Source organism: Streptomyces sp. NPDC002088, assembly GCF_040296605.1.
Classification (GTDB): domain Bacteria; phylum Actinomycetota; class Actinomycetes; order Streptomycetales; family Streptomycetaceae; genus Streptomyces.
The window spans coordinates 423941-440817 of the sequence record NZ_JBEOXO010000003.1 but is presented as its reverse complement, the minus strand read 5'-3'; the positions used below and the strand labels follow the sequence as shown (position 1 = coordinate 440817).

The following is a 16877-nucleotide window of genomic DNA, read 5'->3' as shown; positions in this document are numbered from 1 at the left end:
GTTCCGGGGCCGACGGCGGGCCTGAACTAAGTCGCGTCACAAATCGTGACGCTGCATATCCGGGTGCCCATCGGCAAGTTCTTGATCTTGCCGGCGATCTGTGACCCGAGACTGCTGTTCACACTTCCGTCGAGCGGTCCCAGGTTATCGAGCGTATCCGTGCCGCCCAACTGCAGATCCTGCAGGTGGTCGCCGTGGTAGCCGTCCGGGACGTCCGTGCCGGCCTTGCGGAGCCGGCTCGCCGCAGATCCCTTCTCGATGCGCACCGACTTCGTCTTCACCAGCTTGCCTTCCTCGGCGAGCTGGTTCAGATGGGCGACCTTCGCGTCGGCCTCGGCCCGCTGCGTTTCGTCCCAGCCTTCCTTGTACTTGAGCTCGAGCGTGTCGCAGTTGTGCACGAGTACCGGCGTCGAACCGACGGACACGTAGTAGGAGTGGATCCCCGTGACCGTGAGGTCGTGGGTGCGCTGGCGCTGCTCGAAGTGGCGCACGGCCGTCAGTTCGACCGTGACGCCGGACGGAGTGCGCAGCTGCATGCCGGGCTTGAGGTCGCCCGCCTTGATCCACGCGCCCTTCGACACGACCCAGAACGGATGCGTCGTGGTGGCGATCAGAGCCTCTGGCTTACCGGAGGCGCCCTTGATCGTGAGGTCGGCGAAGGACTTGTCGTCCTCCGTGACGATGGTGCCCGCGACCTCGCGGACCGTCGTCTCGCCGGTCTTCGAGTCGGTGACGACTACCTTGTCGCCGAGCTTCACCTTCTCGATGGCCTTGGTGGAGCCGTCGGCCAGCAGGACCTTGGTACCGGGCAGGAAGCTGTGGCACTCGGGTTCTTCGGTCTTCTTTCGTTTCTTGAGTGCCTCCGCGGCCTTCTTCCTGACGTCCGCCAGTTTCTCCGCGGCCTTGGAGAGTCCGAGTTTCGCCCGGCCCACGGCCTTGTTGGCGTTCCACAGGCCCTTGACGCCGCCGATGAGGTCACCGACCAGGCCGGTCACCCGCTTGGCGAGCTTGATGCCCTTGGCCCACTTCCACGGGGCGCCGTACTTGGCGAGGATCTTGCCCGCGAGGCCGCCGGCGAAGCTGCCGGCGATGTTGAGCAGGGTCTCGCCGCAGGAGCCGACGTCACCGCTGGAGATGCAGTCCAGGGCCGCGTCCACACCGAGGATGTCCCGGGCGATCTTGACCAGCGCCTTGCCCGCGGACTTGATGCGCTGCCTGGCGGACGCCTGCTGCTGCTGCGCCGCCGCCACGTCGCCGGACGCCTTGCTGACGTCCGACTGCGCCTTCGAGACCTCCGGGTCCGTGTTGGTGACGGGAATGCCACCGCGGCACTCGATCAGGCCTTCCCGGCACTCCGGGACGATCATGCCGCTGGGGTCGGCGTGCGTGACCGGCGAGTTGTTGGCGTAGGCGTAGCCGTTGATCTGCTGCGGCTGGGTGTAGTCGATGACGGGGTCGACCGAGATGAACTTGCCGATCGCCGAGTCGTACTCCCGCGCCCCCAGATGAGTGAGGCCGGCAGAGGCGTCGATCGTGCCGCCGACGTAACCCTTCTCCCCCGGCCAGACACCGGTTTTCTGGCCGCGGTCGACACCGAAGGGGTCGAAGCGACGTCGGGATATCGCCCCGGTGGCCGAGTCGATGGCCAGCTCGCCCGTGCCGAGATGGTCCGAGGCGACGAAGGAGACCTTCGCTGCGCTGCGGACCGCGACGGTCTGGCCGGCGTACTCGTAGTAGCGGGTGGCCTCCTTCTTGGTTCCGTCGGCCGACAGCTTCAGCTCGGTGCCGGGCAGGTAGACGGTCGTACCGGAGGGGTCCTTGCGCTGCACCCGGCTGCCGCCCGCGTCGTACAGGTAGCTCGTTTCCGAACCGTTCGCCTCGGTGACCTTGCTCAGCGCACCGGAGTCGTCCCAGGCGAGGACCTGCGCGTTGCCGCCGATGGTGCGCTTGGTGGTGTTGCCCGTGTCGTCGTACTCGTACGTCGACTGCTTCTGCCCGGTGGGCGTCTGCTCGGTGATCTTGGTGACCTGGTGCGGTCCGTCGCCGAGGGCGCCAGCGCCGCCGTACTCGTAGCTGCGGGTGATGTTGTTCGCCGCGTTCAGGCCGGTGTCGTGGTTGATCTCGGAGACACGGTTGCCGATGGCGTCGGTCTCGTAGGACTTCCAGTACGGGGCCGGGCCGCCGAGCGAATTCGAACCGGCGGCAGAGTCACAGGCCGTCGGTCCGGTGCCGTTCACCGGTGTGGTGGAGCCGCGGCTGCCGGAGCCGGCCGCGGTCGTCGCGGTGGCCGCCGGGGTCCAGGCGTCCTGAAGTCGCTGCCTGCTGTCGTAGGCGAAGCACTGCAGATCCGGTGAAGCCGAGTTCGCCGTGTCCGCGATGGACAGGACGTTGCCCGCCTGGTCGTAGGAGTAGTACGAGTCCTTCGCCGGGGCGGTCGCGCCATAGACGTCGACCAGCGACCGGGTCAGGCGGTCGGTGCCGGTCTCGTAGCCGAAGGTCTGCCAGACCTTCTTGCCGCTGCCGCCCGTGAACAGCTCCAACTGCTGGAGCTGGCTGTTCTTGTTGTAAACGGTGTCGGTGACGTACGAGTCGGCGGTGCCCGTCATCGTCTTCGGACGTTGCAGCGAGTCGTACGTGTAGGTCAGGACCTCCGCCGGCAGGTCGCCGATGGCGGGCAGACCGGTGGTCTGCAGTGTGCCGTCCCGGTTGTAGGTCTGGGTGTACACATATGTGCCGGCCAGGGACTGCTGGGATGCAGGGACCTGGTAGGCGGTCTTGAGCGGACGGTAGAACTCGTCCATCGACTGGACGGCGGTGGCGAAGTACTCCGTCGGCGAGATGTAGCTCAGCGTGCCGTAGACCTGGCCCAGCCAGCCCGCCTTGTCGTACTTCGTCTCCGTCAGTTTGGTGCCCGTGTCGGCGTCACCCAGCCAGGTCGTGGTGACGCGGCTGAGCTTGTCGTAGACCGTGGTCGACTTCTTGTTGCGGCCGTCGTACGTGACGACCGGCCGGTCCAGCTCGTCGTACTCGGTGCGCGAGGTGCCTGCGTCCGGATCGATCGACTTGGTCTTGCGGCCCAGCTGGTCGTACTCGTAGCGCCACACGTTGTTCTTGGCGTCGGTGACCGTCTCCAGCAGACCGGCCGTGTTGTACGTGTACTTCGTGGAGTCATACGCGACACCCACGCCCGGCGAGGCGCCGCGGTAGTGGCGGATCTCGGAGAGGTTGCCCTGGCCGTCGGTGATCGTCGTGGTGGGCACGCCGCCGACCGGCGGGTCGACGTGCGTCAGCTCACCGTCGTACGAGGTCGTGGTGCGCCACTGCTCGGCGCCCGAGACGGCGGAGATCTGGGCAGTGGTGCGGCCCAGGCCGTCGTACTCGAGCAGGCTCTGGGAGCCGACCTGACCGTTGCTCACCAGCAGCAGCTCGTCCGAGGCGGCGCCGGAGGCGTTGTAGGTGGCGTTGGTCTTCTTGACGTTGCCCGTGCCGTCGTACCAGGTGTCGGCGACCATGCGCGTGCCGTCGACGCCCTCGGTCTGGATCTGACGGGAACGCAACAGGCTGTCATACAGCTGGTACTCGGCGCCGTAGGAGCCGTCGTTCTCGATCTTCTCGGTCTTGATCGCGGTGACTTTGTCCTTGCGGACGTTGTACGAGTACTTGATGCTCGGCGTCTGGGTCGACGCCCGGTCCGCCAGCCACACCGAGGTCAGACGGCCCAGCGCGTCATAGGCGAGGTCGGTCCGCTTGCCGTTCGGGTCGGTCTGCCCCGCCGACATGCCCCAGGCGGGGGCGTAGTCGGTGATGGTGTTGTGCCCGAGGGCGTTGGTGACGGTCGTCCTGGTCAGCAGGCCGTTCGTCTCGACGTAGACGGTCTTCGTCTGGTCGGACGTCCCGTACTGCTTGGCGTCCTTCTGGGTCAGCGGGCGGCCGTAGGTGTCGTAGGTCGTGGCGCCGGTCACCTGGTACGTCGCCGTGGTGCCGTCGTGCGCGGTCAGCCGCTCGGTCTTGGTCGCGTCACCCTTGGTGGGCGCCGCGCCGAACGCGCCGTTGTCGTACGACACACGCTCGTCCGCGAGGACCTGCGTCTTACGGTCGGGCGTGGTGGCGCACTTGACCGATACGACCTCGCTGCGCGCGGGCAGCGACAGGATGCTCTTCGCAGTGCTGTCCGCGTACGTGGTGCGGGTGCAGGTGTCGTCCTTGGTGGTGGAGACGTCGCCCTGGTCGTCGACGGTCAGCGCGCGGCCGGTGCCGTTCGCCGTGTCATACGTCGTCGTGGACTTCGTCTCGCTCCAGGTGCCGTCGGACTTCAGGCTGAAGCCGCGGCCGGTCTGGGTGCGCACGATCGCCGCGTGGGTGGTGCCCCAACTGCGCGCCTGGGTGGCGGTGTAGTACTTCCAGGGTGTGTTGATCGTCTTGCCGACGAGCTTGTCGCCGTCATAGGTGGCGACCTCCAGCTGCTGGCCGGTGAACTCCTCCTCGTCGGTGTACGAGGTTCCCGTGGAGTCCTTGACCGTCACCGAGCGCGTGTTGCCCGCCGAGTCCTTGTCGCCGTCCATTCCCTGAAGGAACGTGTAGTCGACGCGGGTGGTCTGCTTGTCGGCGGTGCCGCTGGTGACCTTGACCTTGCCGTAGCCCTGCCAGCCGCCCCAGGTGAGGTACTTGTCGTCGGTGATGCCGTCCGGCTTGGCCTTACGCCAGGCGGCGTCGCCCTGGTAGTCGTAGCGGGTGACCATGCCGTCGCTGCCGCCGGTGCGGTCGGTCTCGATGACCGCCGACACGACGTACTTGTGGAACCAGTCCGTGATCGGGTCGGTGTAGCCCGGCGGGGCCCACTTCACCGGGTAACAGCGCTTGGTCGACTCGCCCGGCTTGGGCAGCGTGTCCTTGGTGCAGTCGGTGGGGGCGTAGTTGACGTCGAGTTGGGCACCGGTCTCGCTGAGCACCATCGACAGGCGGAAGCGGTAGAACGGCGCGATGTTGTCGCCGATCGCGTCGACGCGGTTGGCGAGCTGCTCGCCGAAGAGGTCGACGGAAGGCAGCTTGACCGCCGTGCCGACCCGGCCCTCATTCTCGATCTTGGACAGCCACAGCGTCTTGGAGTCATCGCCGTTGTCGGTGAACAGGTGTGTGAAGGTCCAGGCGTCCACGTCCTGGTAGTTCGTGGCGTCCTTGCGCATCTGCGTGACGACCGACGTCAGCCGCTTCGTGGTGAAGAAGGTCGGCACGGGCGAGGTGCACTTGGTGGCGGACTTGCACTCCTGGTCGACCGGGACGTCCGGCCAGTAGGAGGCGTTCGCCTTGGTGCGCTTGCTCTCCGCGCAGTCGAAGTCGGCCGTGGTCAGGCAGCGTTCGGCGGTGTTGAAAACGATACGGGCCGGGGCCTTCGCCGCGTAGACCTTGGTGTCCTGCTGGCCGTAGTCGATGCGCTTGAGGTAACCGCCGCGGTGGTACGCGGTGCCGTTGACGTCCGTCTTGCCGTTGAGCGCGTAGTAGTTGGTCTCGCGGTCGTAGAAGTAGGACATCACGTTGCCGTGCGTGTCCTTGACGTAGTCCAGGCTCCAGCGCCACGCCTGCTGGCAGTAGGCGCTGGTGAAGGTGGCGTTGTAGCAGGGCTCGCCGGAGTCGTCGCCGAAGACCGGTGCGGTCCAGACGGAGTTGGTCTCCTCGTTCCCGGTGGCCCAGCCCGGCAGGCGGTTCTGGCCGAAGTAGTACTCCGTGCCGTCCGACGTGGTGATACGCCAGTACTCGCCGTCGTTGTCGCCGTTCGTCGCACCGGTCAGCTTCTCGACCTTGCTGCCGTCGTCGGACGACATGTGCCACGCACCGGTGGTGTCGTCCTTGACCAGCTCGCCGGAGGAGCCGTTGAGCATGACCGTGGCGTTCTCGAACGCCCAGCACTGCTCGGCGGAGCTGTCGTGGCCGTCCTCGGAACAGGGCTTGTAGCGGCGCTCGATGTAGCCGGGATCGTAGGAGAAGCCCTCGCCGATCCACGAGCCCTGGTTGTTGGTGGCCGAGGTGCGGCCGTCCGCCGACTGGGAGGAGTAGCCGAGGCCCACGGTGGGGACCAGGCCACCCGGGGTCGGCACCGTACGCAGCGGGTAGTTCCAGTTGAACGCGCCCGAGGAGGTGGCGACGCTCCAGCTGGCCGACGGGGCCAGCGCGGTCGCCTTGTACGTGCCCTGCGCGCTCGACGGCCCCGCGGCCACGGCCACGAGGGAGGTCGCGGTGCCCGCCATGGTGGAGACGCCCTCAGCGGGGGCCGGGGCGGCCGTCACGTCGGCGGAGACGGTGCCCGTCTTCACGTCGTTCACCGTGGGCAGCACCTTGGGCTGCTCGGGGCAGTCCTTGCTGCCGGGGGTGGCGACGGTGGCACAGGCGGGGAGCTGGACCAGCTGGAGACGGGAGGCGTAGGAGCCGCCGAAGCCCTCGGCGAACTCCGAGTAGTCGACGGTCAGCCGGATCTTGGCGGCCGCGTCAGCGCCGTCGGCCCGCTCCACGCCGAGGAGGACCCCGGCGCCGAGCTTCGCGGCGCGCTGGGGGTCGAGGACGTCGACGCGCACCTTGTCGGCGGCCGTCGCCGTCTTGCCCTTGACCTTGGCCCTGGCCTTGCCGACCTTGACCGGCAGACCGCCGGCCTCGGCGGTGGCCCCGAGCTTCACCTCGGCGCCGCCCTGCTTCGGCCACACCGCCTTGTCCAGCCCCTTGACCGCGGCCTTGCGCGCCGGGTCGGAGGGGCGGGACTTCGCTTTCGCGTCGGATCCCTTGGCGGGATCCCCGTCGTCCTGGACGCCGGGGCGGCTGGTGCGGCCCCGGTCGCCGTCGTCGAGCGCCAATGCCTGAACCGACGACGCCGACAGCGCGAGCGTGAGCCCGAGCACTGTCGCGACAACCGTCGATCTGGGCATGCGGCGGCTCAGTGAGCGGCCACGGAAAAACATTCGGCAACTTCCTGATCGTAGGAGAACGTCATGAATCGGAAGAGGAAGGAAGAGGGGGAGGACAGGTGTGCCGGGCCCTCAATGGACCCGGCACACACAGAAGTGACGTCTCGTCACATATCCGGCAGCGCCGTCAGCGCGGCCATCTGCTGCACCGCGATCTGGTCGGCGGCGCCGCTGTAGACACGGACCTCGTCGATCGCGCCGGCGAAGTACTCGCTCGCCCCGCGCAGCGATCGGCCCACCTGCAGACCGCCGGTGGCGGACCACAGGGTGTCGTCCGTGCCGTATGCGCCGGCGACGAGCTGGCCCTCGACGTACAGCCGGACCGAGTTGGCGAAGGCGTCGTAGACGACCGCCAGGTGCTGGCCGGAGCCGCCGGTGTCGGGGAGTTCCTGGTCGTCGGTGAAGGTGACGACCGCCGGCGCGGCCACGTCCGTCTTGGCCACGGCCAGCTCCCACTGCCCGGTGGTCGCCTGGTAACGGACCTGGAGGCGGTTGGCGTTCGTACCCGGAAGCGACAGCACCGTCTGCGACTTCTCCGGGTCCAGCGAGGTGAGCTGGGCGCGGGCGGTCACGGTGAAGCTGGTGTTGCCGGTGACCGGGGCGGTGGCGGTGGACGCGTAGTCCCCGTCGCCGTCCAGGACCAGGTTGCCGTCGCCGACCAGCGCGGCGGTGTCGAACAGCGGGTCGGCCGGGCGGTAGATGGAGGCGTTGCCCGCCAGGGTCAGCGCCTGGCCGCCGCCGGTCTCGACGGAGGCACCGCTGCTGGCGTCGTCGAGCTGCCAGTAGCCCTTGCGCGCCGGCTTGACCGTCATCAGCTCGGAGACCTCGGTCGCCGAGACGACGCGGTCGAAGACGCGGACCTCGGCGAGGTCACCCGTGAAATTGTCGCGGTAGCCGCTCTTGGCCGTGGCCCGGCCGATCTGCAGCGGACCGTACGACTTCCAGGTGGAGCGACGGATGGCGGACGCCTTCAGGTCCTTGTTGATGTAGAGCTGGAGCTGCGGGCCGCCGGTCCTCTGCGCGTCGTACACGCCGGTCAGCAGCACCCACTGGTCCGTGACCACGGAGATTCCGGTGGAAACGGCCTTCCACTCGCCGAGCGAGTCCACGTCGTTGACCGGGACGGAGAACTTCCAGGTCTGCGCGGACGCGTCGTAGCCGAGGGTGAAGCCGGGCTCGCCGGTGCCATCCTGGCTGATCACCGTCATGTTCTTGTCGAGCGCGGTGGGCCGGACCCAGGCGCTGACGCTGAAGCTCTTGGCGGAGTCGAGCACGGTCTCGTTGGCGTCGAGGTAGGACTCGGCGGTGCCGTCGAAGTGGGCGGCCTTGTCGGCCTTCCCGCCGGGGCCGTCCACGCCGAACGCGACGGCGCTACCGGCGGTCGCCGAGTACTCGCCGCTCTCGTCGTGGGCTTCGCCGCCGGCCTCGTCGGCGAGGTTCCACTGGCCGACGACCGGCCGGCCCTCGGCCACCAGGAAGTCGTACGAGTTGCTGGCGGCGTGCGTCGCCTTGTCGATGGCGATCACCTCGAGCACGTGCCGTCCGGCCCGGGTCGGCACCCACTGCGCGGAGACGGAGCCGCCCCCGGTGGTCGGGGTGAGGGTGGTCAGCGCGGCGCCGTCGAAGGAGTACTGGTACTTGACGACGTCGGTGTCCGGGATGGAGTCGTTCGGGTTGGGCGAGAAGGTGAAGGTGCCGTACGTGCCCACGCCGTCGTGGTAGACGGTGTCGGACGGGTACTGCTTGGACAGCACGTTCGGCTTGCCCGGCCACGTCTTGTCGTAGATGAACTCGCAGCGCTGGGCGGGGTCTCCGTCCGAGCTCCACGGGCCGTTGCCGTCACCGTCGTTGGCGCGTGCGCTCCAGTAGATGACGGTGTTCTGCGGAATGGACGACTTGACGGTGTGCTCGAACTTGGTGTTGGCGGTCGGGGAGAGCGCGTCCTTCGTGATGTAGGTGTACGAGCCCGGGGTGGTCCCGCCCCACTCGATCTTGAACTCGACCTTCACCTTGTCGGTCTGGCCGTTGCCGTGGTCGGGGTCGCTGGCGATGGCCCGCAGCTTCGGCGGAGTGTCGACGTAGGGACGGCTCGTGCCCCACTTGCACACGCCACCGGGGTCCGTGGACATGTCGGACGTCTTGATCTGCCGCGGCAGGTTGTTGTACGAGACCGACAGGTACGCGTTGCCGCAGATCCGCTTCCATTCGGCGAAGCGGGACTCGTCGGCCGCCCGCAGACCCAGCGTCATCGAGTTCCAGCCGCCCGCGGCGGCCGTCTTGATCTCGCTGGTCAGCTCGCCGGTCTCCCCGCTCTCGAAGTGCAGGTTGGCCTGGCTGGAGCAGGACGTCGGGGAGATCGCCTTGTCGACGGTCTGAAGATAGTCGTCCCAGTCGTCCGAGGTGTTGGACCAGCTGCTGGACGACGTCAGCGAGTAGTTCTGGCCGCCGATCCGGTACAGCTGAATGGGCTCCGCGGTCGGGGACGCGCTGTAGATGTGCTCCACCCGGGCGGAGAACGTCGCACCCAGGATCTGCTTCCCCTTGTAGAAGGAGAGCGGCATCGTGAACATCACCCGACGGGTGCCGACCCCGTTGCAGGAAACCGGGTTGTAGTCGGTGGGGCACTTGCCGACGCCCGCGCTGCCCGAGTACTTCCAGTCCTGCTCACTCGGCATCCCCGACATCACGCCGGTCCAGGAGGTCCGCGAGGTGGTGCGCTGGATCGGGTCGATGACCACCGGGAAGACGGTGTCCGCGCCCTTGAGAAGCTTCTGGTCGGGGAGCAGGCGCAGCTTGCCCTTGCCCACCTCGACACCCAGCGGGGCGACGCGTCCGCCGCCACCCGGGCCCTCGAGGGCGGGCTCAGGCGCCGCCTGCGGACCGGCGGTGGCCGTAGCAGTGGTGGCCGCGGGCTCGCCCGCGCCGGCCGACGCGGCCTTCAGCGCCTTCGCGACAGCCTTGGGGCCCTGCTTCTTCGTCGCGGCCTCCGCCACGGCGGCCGAGTCCCACATCGAGGGCTTGCCCGCCTCAAAGACGGTGCCGCCGACGACGGCGTCCTCCGCGACGATCGCCCCGGACGCGTCCTCCGCCACCTTCAGACCGTCGGTGGTCATACCGAGGTCGAGCTGGGCGAGCTTCGGATCGGCCGCCGCCTCGGGCGTCTTGACGACCACGAGATGGCCGAAGCCGTCGGCCTCGGCGCGCACCGTCAGGTCGACGCCGGGCAGCGCGTCCACGTAAGTGGCCGTGTCCCCTTCGACCTTCGGCGCAGGCAGCTTGCCGTACGGCCAGGTCAGGGCGAACTGACGGCCCGCCCGCTGCATCGTCACGAACGGTTTGCCGGCCTGACCGGCGGAGAAGCTGAGGTCGACGGTGGCTGCCTTCGGGCCCCAACTCCCGTCCGTCCGCTTCACCAGTGTGGCGTCGACCTTGACCCACTTGCCGCCCTGCACCGTACGCACCGGCTCGGTGTACTCGCGGGCCGTGAACGTGCCGTCCGGCTCGGCGAAGATCTCCCGGCGCTCCGTACGCAGACCCACGACCTCGGTCTTCTTTCCACTGTCCTTCGCCGCGGCCATCGCCTGCTGCTCGGTCACCATCGGCTGATCGGCGGCGACCGGGACCGGGCCCGCCGGGGCACCGCCCGGCAGGACCGCCAGCGTCCCGGCCGTCACCGCGCCGGCGACGGCGGCCGCGACGGCGGCGCGCACCAGCGCGCCACGCCGTATCGGTCTCTGTCTGTCTGCGGACACGCGTCCACTCTCCCGTTGTTTCATATCTGTCTCAGGTCCGGTCATCGGATGGTCGCGCCGAAGGCGGCGCCACCCGCAGGAATGCCGCCCTCACCGGGCTTCCAGGTCTGCTTGGGGGCGCCGCCCACGGCCATGCGTGCGGAACGGGAATGATCAGCTGATGACGGAGCCGAAGGCGACGCCGGTCGCCGGCACCCCGCCCTCGCCGGGCTTGATCGTCTGGGTCGCGGCGCCACCGGACGCCACGTTCCACGGGAAGCCGTAGACCGCGCGGGTGTCCGCCGGGCCGTAGGGCACACCGACGTACAGCAGCGAGGGGGTGGCGGCCAGGGAGATGCCGGTGAGCATGCGGGGCGCGGGGGTGGGCCCGATGCCGTAGCCGGGGTCGATCCACTGGTCGGAGGCGCCGGGCGCGCCGACCAGCGGGACGATCTGGACGCCGCCCTTCTCCGCGTGCTCCTCGGCCGACTCCTCGCCGGGCACGCCGATCGCGAGCCGGGTGGTGGTGGCGGTCGAGGTGGCGTTCGGGGAGGAGTTGACGGCGGCGAGCCGCTTGCCGAAGAAGTCGCCGGCCTCGGCCTCCTGGTCCACGTCGGCCGTGTTCTGGTCGATCCAGGCGGTCTCGGTGAAGGTGCCGTTGGCCGCGAGCTTGAAGACCTGGACGGCGCCCGCGTCGACGGTGGTCGACAGGTCCTCGCCGGGGACACCGACCGCGAGCAGCGACTCGGTGGTGGAGGTGGCGCCGGAGGCCCGGTACGGAACCATGGCGAGCGCGGCGCCGAACTGGTCGCCGACCTCCTCGGCCCCGGAGATCACGTCCTGGTCCTGGCCGAGTCCGCCGAGCGGCTTCGGGTAGCCGGAGGTCAGCGTGTGACTGAAGTAGGCCACGCCGCCCGCGAAGGTCGTGGTGCCGAGCGCCTCGCCGGGTGTGCCGACGGCGAAGTGGGTCGGGGTCGCAGCGAGCGTGGAGCCGAAGCGGTCGTCCTGCTCCGCGACGCCGGCCACGGCGCCGCCGGTCTCGGTGTCCTGGTGAACGAAGACGACGGTCTGCGCGGTGCCGCTGATGTAGTAGAAGCCGCCCGCGTCCTCGACGGTGCCGATCGACTCGCCGGGGCTGCCGATCAGCAGGTAGGGCGTGCCGGCCGAGGTCTTGCCCGCGGCCAACGAGTAGCCGACCCAGTCGTCGGTCTCCGTGCCACCGCCCAGCGGCTTGTCGCTGCCCTGGAGGAACTCCTTGACGGCCTTGGTGCCAGCGTTGAGCCCGCTTGTGGAGCCGTAGATGACCTGCACGAGCCCGGAGTCGGGCACCGTGCCGAGGTCCTCGTAGGGCGCGCCGACCACCAGGTCGCTGCAACCGTCGAGGTCGGCGTCGTAGACGGCCAGCGCGTCTCCGTACCGGTCACCGGTCTCGGGCGCTCCCGGAATGTTCTCGGGGGCCTGCGAGACGGTGAGAACACCCTTGCCGCCGCCATAGACGACGTGCACCTCGCCGGCCTTGGCCACCCCGTCGACGGTGGCTTCCGGGTCGGCGACGGCCGTGTCCCTGATCCCGTCCCCGTTGAAGTCCGACTCGACACCCGAGGGACAGGCGACGGCGGCCGCGGCGGGTGTACCGCCGATTGCGAGCCCCCAGGTCAGCAGTGCCCCTGCCACAACGGTGACGGCGCCAGGCCGCCACACTTTCCCCACCCTTGACACAGACGCCCCGTAGATAAAGAGGGAACAAAAAAGGTCAAGGGATCATCTCTTTACGTGATGTGCACATGCAACACTCACCTCGACCCTCAGAACATGACATGAATCACAGGAAGCACACATCAACTCCATAGGTACTGGCGCATGCCAGACAAAGGGCCCGACGGTGAACCGGCGGGCCCTGGCAGTTGGTTGGGGCTAGCGAGCGTCGGTCTCGACCTCGACCTCGGGCAGCAGGAACCCCTAGGCGTCCAGCTCGAAGTCGAAGGGGGCGGGGGTGTGCACAGGCCACCCGAACGGAAGTTGGTCCGGGACCGGTAGCCCTTGGGGGCAGAAGACGTTGATCTCACCGACCCTCATGTTCACCCGCAACCGACTGAGCCCGACGCCACGGAGACGGAGGGTGGCCGGGCCGGCGGGGTGCCGGTAGGCGTTGGTGACGAGCTCGGTGGCCAACAGTTCGGCGGAGTCCTGGAGTTGGCGCATGCCGTGTCCGACGAGAACGGCTCTGAGCGTGACGCGGGCGATTCGGGCTGCCCGTGAGTCATGAGGCAGTTGAGGTGCGTACACCCAAGTTGGGACCGCTTCGCACTCCGACGGGGATACGGAGACCGGCCGGACGCAGGCGGCTCTCACGCAGAACCTGTCGACGACGCACCCGCGCCGCCGAGCGGACCGGCTTCCACCACCTGCACGCCACCCCGGCCCACCCCCTCACCCCGAGGATCGGACCACCGGACGGCAACCGCACACGGCCACGCCGCGCCCGAAAAGATGGGACGCGAAGCCGAGTGATCATCTGGGACACCGGGCGCTGGTCGCCGCCGCCGATGTCCCCGCCCGGACCGCGGAAAGGCGAAAAGGAACAGTGCCGCGATTACGAGACGGACCGGCGCGCCACGCTCGGAGCCGCATCCGGCGAGCAGCAGTGCAAGCACGAGCCCCACGCAGGCGGCGACCCGTCCGAAGCCGACCAACATCGTGGTCAGGTCCCCACCGCGAGACAAGCGCTGATGCCGACCCCGGCCGAGGCGTCACAGATCACGTTTCCCCAGCAGTCCCTTCAGGCGGGCTCCCGAACATCCCGTGAACCCCAGACTCGGATGATGCCATACCCACGATGCGGACCCATGGGCCGTCAGGACTTCAGGCGCAGGTTGGTCCCCCATTTAGTTCGGAGCAGGCACTGACCTCGTCAAGTGCGCCGGAGAAGTACTCACTGCCCGTGGTACCGGTCAGCGACCGGCCCACCTGGATGCTGACGCTGGAGAGATCCCAGGCGTTCGGCCACAGGGTCCCGATGCCGCTCAGCTGGCCGTTGACGTACAGCTTCACCTCGCCGAAGACGGCGTCGTAGGCCAACGTCGTCAGGTGGTCACCCGAGTTCTCCGTGTTCGGCGACGGCATCGACGGCGGGCCGGCCGGGGTCACCGCCGTCGCGTCGGCGGAGTCCCGGTCCGTCACGGCCAGCTGATAGCGCTTCGTGGCTTGCGAGTAACGCATCGCAGCCGCTTGGCCGTTCACCCCGGCCAGGGAGAGCACCGTCTGGTGATCATCTCTTCACGCAGTGGCACAAATCACAAGCACCACACAATTTCCCCTAAGTGCCTCGCTGCGTACCGCCCCGCCACCACCCCCGGCAGTCAGCCGCGCCAGGGCCCGTATGCTCGCCAAGCGAAGCCAGACACCGGAAGGCGAAGAAGTGAACTACAGGGTCCAGCCCAGCGCCCAGGTCGACGAGAGCGCCGAGATCGGCGCCGGGAGCAGCGTCTGGGACCTCGCTCAGATCCGTGAGGGTGCCCGCCTCGGCGAGGGATGCGTGGTCGGGCGTGGCGCGTACGTCGGCACCGGTGTACGCATGGGTGACAACTGCAAGCTGCAGAACTACGCGCTCGTCTACGAGCCCGCCGAGCTCGGCGACGGTGTCTTCATCGGCCCGGCCGTGGTCCTCACCAACGACCACAACCCCCGCTCCGTCGACCCCGAGGGCAAGCAGAAGCGCGGCGGCGACTGGGAGGCCGTCGGCGTGAAGATCGCCGACGGGGCGTCGATCGGGGCGCGCTCGGTGTGCGTGGCGCCCCTCAGCATCGGTCGCTGGGCGATGGTCGCCGCGGGCGCCGTCGTCACCAAGGACGTCCCCGACTTCGCTCTCGTCGTCGGCGTCCCCGCCCGCCAGGTCGGCTGGGTCGGCAGGGCCGGGGTGCGCCTCACCGAGCACGCGGGCGAGCCGGGCGTGTGGGAGTGCCCGCAGACCGGCGAACTGTACGACGAGAAGGACGGCACGCTGACGGAGCGCGACGTCTGACCCGCAAAGGCGGCAGGCTCTTCGCTGCCCCGTCGGCCGACACCCGCGCATGGTCGCACGGGACGAATTCACGCACCGCACGGAGACCGTCGGCACGACGGTCTCCGTCGTTGTAGTCGCCGCGCAGGCCGGCGACCCCCTGTTCGGCGATGCGTGCGGGCTACGCCTCGTCGCGAAGCAGCAGCCGGTCGAAATCGTCGCGTACGACGGTCCAGTCCCAGGCGGACAGTGCGTGTTCGGCGGCCGCCTGGCCCCCCTTCAGCCAGGTCTCCTCGTTGGCGGTGCAGGCGAGGATCCGGCGTGCCGCCTCCTCGGGCGTAGCGACCACCCACTCCTGTGGGAAGAGGGTGCGGGCGCCGTTGTCCCCGTCCGCGAAGAACGGCCAGTCGCGGGCGACGGGTACGGCACCGCTGGCACCCTCGACGAACCCGCAGTGGAAACTCTCCCGCACCGAGGCGCTGAGGATCACCCCGACCTCCTCCAGTACGGCAGGGATGTCGTCGGTCTGTCCGAAGCGGCGAACCGCACCCGACGGCTCCAGCCTCGCAAGATCCCGCTCGAGGCGGTCGTGATAGGCCCGTGCGGCAGGACCAGCATCGGCATTGAGGCCGCCACCGACGAGAAGCAGCCTGTAGCGGTCGTCGTGCTTGCGCAGCAGCCGCAGGACTTCGACCGCCCAGCGGGGATCCTTGGCGACCTGGCCGACTCCGACCAGACCGAGGGTGAACCGTGCGTCGGGGCGCTTGGGGCGCTGCAACGTGGCCAGATCCATCGCGTTGTGGATCACGTGCAGACGTGGAGCTCCCTCGGCGGGTTCCTGGGCGGTGAGAGAGGACGGCCCCGGCCGGTCGGCCGGGGCCGCATGTTACGACGGCAAGCTGTGTCAGCCGCCGATGACCACCCGCCGAACGCCCTTCCAGGCCTCCGGGTCCGTCGTACGGCGTCCGTCGACCAGCACCGTGACGTCCGGCAGGTCCGCCGGGGTCAGCGTCCGGTACTCGGCGTGGTCGGCCTGGAGGATCGCCGCGGTGACCTTCTCACCGGCGTGCGGGGTCAGACCGTGCGCCGCGAGCTCCTCGTCCGTGTACATCGGGTCCGAGACGAACGGGACGGCCCCGCGCGTCTTCAGCGCCTCGACGGTCGGGAAGACGCCCGAGAACGCCGTCTCCTTGACGCCACCTCGGTAGGCCGCGCCCAGCACGAGCACGTTCGCCCCGGTCAGGTCGCCGTACGCGGCCGCCAGCAGGTCGACGGCGTACTCCGGCATCGCGGCGTTCGCCTCGCGGGCGGAGCGGACGACGGTCGCGGACGGGTCGTTCCACAGGTACATCCGCGGGTAGATCGGGATGCAGTGGCCGCCGACGGCGATGCCCGGCTGGTGGATGTGGCTGTACGGCTGGGAGTTGCAGGCCTCGATGACCTTCTTGACGTCGATGCCGTTACTGTCGGCGAAGCGCGCGAACTGGTTGGCCAGGCCGATGTTGACGTCGCGGTAGGTGGTCTCGGCGAGCTTGGCGAGCTCGGAGGCCTCGGCAGTGCCCAGGTCCCAGACGCCGTTCGGCTGCGGCAGGTCGGTGCGCTCGTCGAAGTCGAGGACCTGCTCGTAGAACTCCACGCCACGGGCCGTCGACGCCTCGTCGATGCCGCCGACCAGCTTCGGGTAGCGGCGCAGGTCGGCGAAGACGCGGCCGGTGAGGACCCGCTCAGGCGAGAAGACCAGGTGGAAGTCCTCGCCCGGGGTCAGGCCCGAGCCCTCGGCCAGCATCGGCGCCCAGCGGGTACGGGTGGTGCCGACCGGCAGGGTGGTCTCGTAGGAGACGAGCGTGCCGGGCTTGAGGCCCTGGGCGATCGCCTTCGTCGCGGAGTCCATCCAGCCGAAGTCCGGGGTGCCCTCCGCGTCGACGAACAGCGGGACGACCACGACGACGGCCTCGGACTGCGCGACCGCGTCCGCGGTGTCCGTCGTCGCGCTCAGCAGCCCGGCGTCGACGGCCTGCTTGAGCTTGACGTCCAGGTCGTACTCACCGGGGAACGGCTCGGTCCCGGCGTTGACCAGCTCGACGACCTTCTCGTTGACGTCCGCGCCGATGACCCGGTGGCCCTTGGACGCGAACTGCACGGCCAGCGGAAGCCCGATCTTGCCGAGCGCTACTACACAGATGTTCATGGACGGTC

At 68.9% G+C, this 16877-nt stretch carries 8 protein-coding genes; 1 reads left to right on the top strand and 7 read right to left on the bottom strand.

Annotated features, from left to right (window positions below):
* Positions 1 to 26: 26 nt before the first annotated feature.
* The 5 genes from ABT114_RS09225 to ABT114_RS09205 form a co-directional block, all read right to left on the bottom strand.
* The gene (locus tag ABT114_RS09225; protein WP_351140251.1) at positions 27 to 6911 is read right to left on the bottom strand and encodes a polymorphic toxin-type HINT domain-containing protein; all 6885 of its coding nucleotides are present in this window, start codon (positions 6909 to 6911) and stop codon (positions 27 to 29) included.
* A 146-nt stretch (positions 6912 to 7057) separates the two neighbouring features.
* Positions 7058 to 10702: a LamG domain-containing protein gene (locus ABT114_RS09220; protein WP_351140249.1), complete on the bottom strand. Its 3645-nt coding sequence runs from the start codon at positions 10700 to 10702 to the stop codon at positions 7058 to 7060.
* Between the two features lie 153 nt (positions 10703 to 10855).
* Entirely contained in the window at positions 10856 to 12355 is a 1500-nt protein-coding gene (locus tag ABT114_RS09215) for a VCBS repeat-containing protein (protein WP_351140248.1), read from the bottom strand.
* Positions 12356 to 12640: 285 nt separating this feature from the next.
* Positions 12641 to 12883, bottom strand: a complete 243-nt coding sequence (locus ABT114_RS50565) for a hypothetical protein (RefSeq protein ID WP_502988202.1) — start codon at positions 12881 to 12883, stop codon at positions 12641 to 12643.
* Positions 12884 to 13543: 660 nt separating this feature from the next.
* Entirely contained in the window at positions 13544 to 13900 is a 357-nt protein-coding gene (locus ABT114_RS09205; protein ID WP_351140246.1) for a LamG-like jellyroll fold domain-containing protein, read from the bottom strand.
* 199 nt (positions 13901 to 14099) lie between these two features.
* Here ABT114_RS09205 and ABT114_RS09200 point away from each other — a divergent pair, with 199 nt between their 5' ends.
* Positions 14100 to 14702: an acyltransferase gene (locus ABT114_RS09200; RefSeq protein ID WP_351140244.1), complete on the top strand. Its 603-nt coding sequence runs from the start codon at positions 14100 to 14102 to the stop codon at positions 14700 to 14702.
* A 160-nt stretch (positions 14703 to 14862) separates the two neighbouring features.
* On the opposite strand, the gene ABT114_RS09195 is transcribed toward ABT114_RS09200, so the two are convergent.
* A complete protein-coding gene (locus ABT114_RS09195; protein WP_351140242.1) occupies positions 14863 to 15489 on the bottom strand; it encodes a glycosyltransferase in 627 nt (208 codons plus the stop codon).
* Between the two features lie 96 nt (positions 15490 to 15585).
* Positions 15586 to 16869 (bottom strand): nucleotide sugar dehydrogenase, encoded by a 1284-nt coding sequence (locus ABT114_RS09190; RefSeq protein ID WP_351140240.1) that lies wholly within the window; start codon positions 16867 to 16869, stop codon positions 15586 to 15588.
* Between the last annotated feature and the right edge of the window lie 8 nt (positions 16870 to 16877).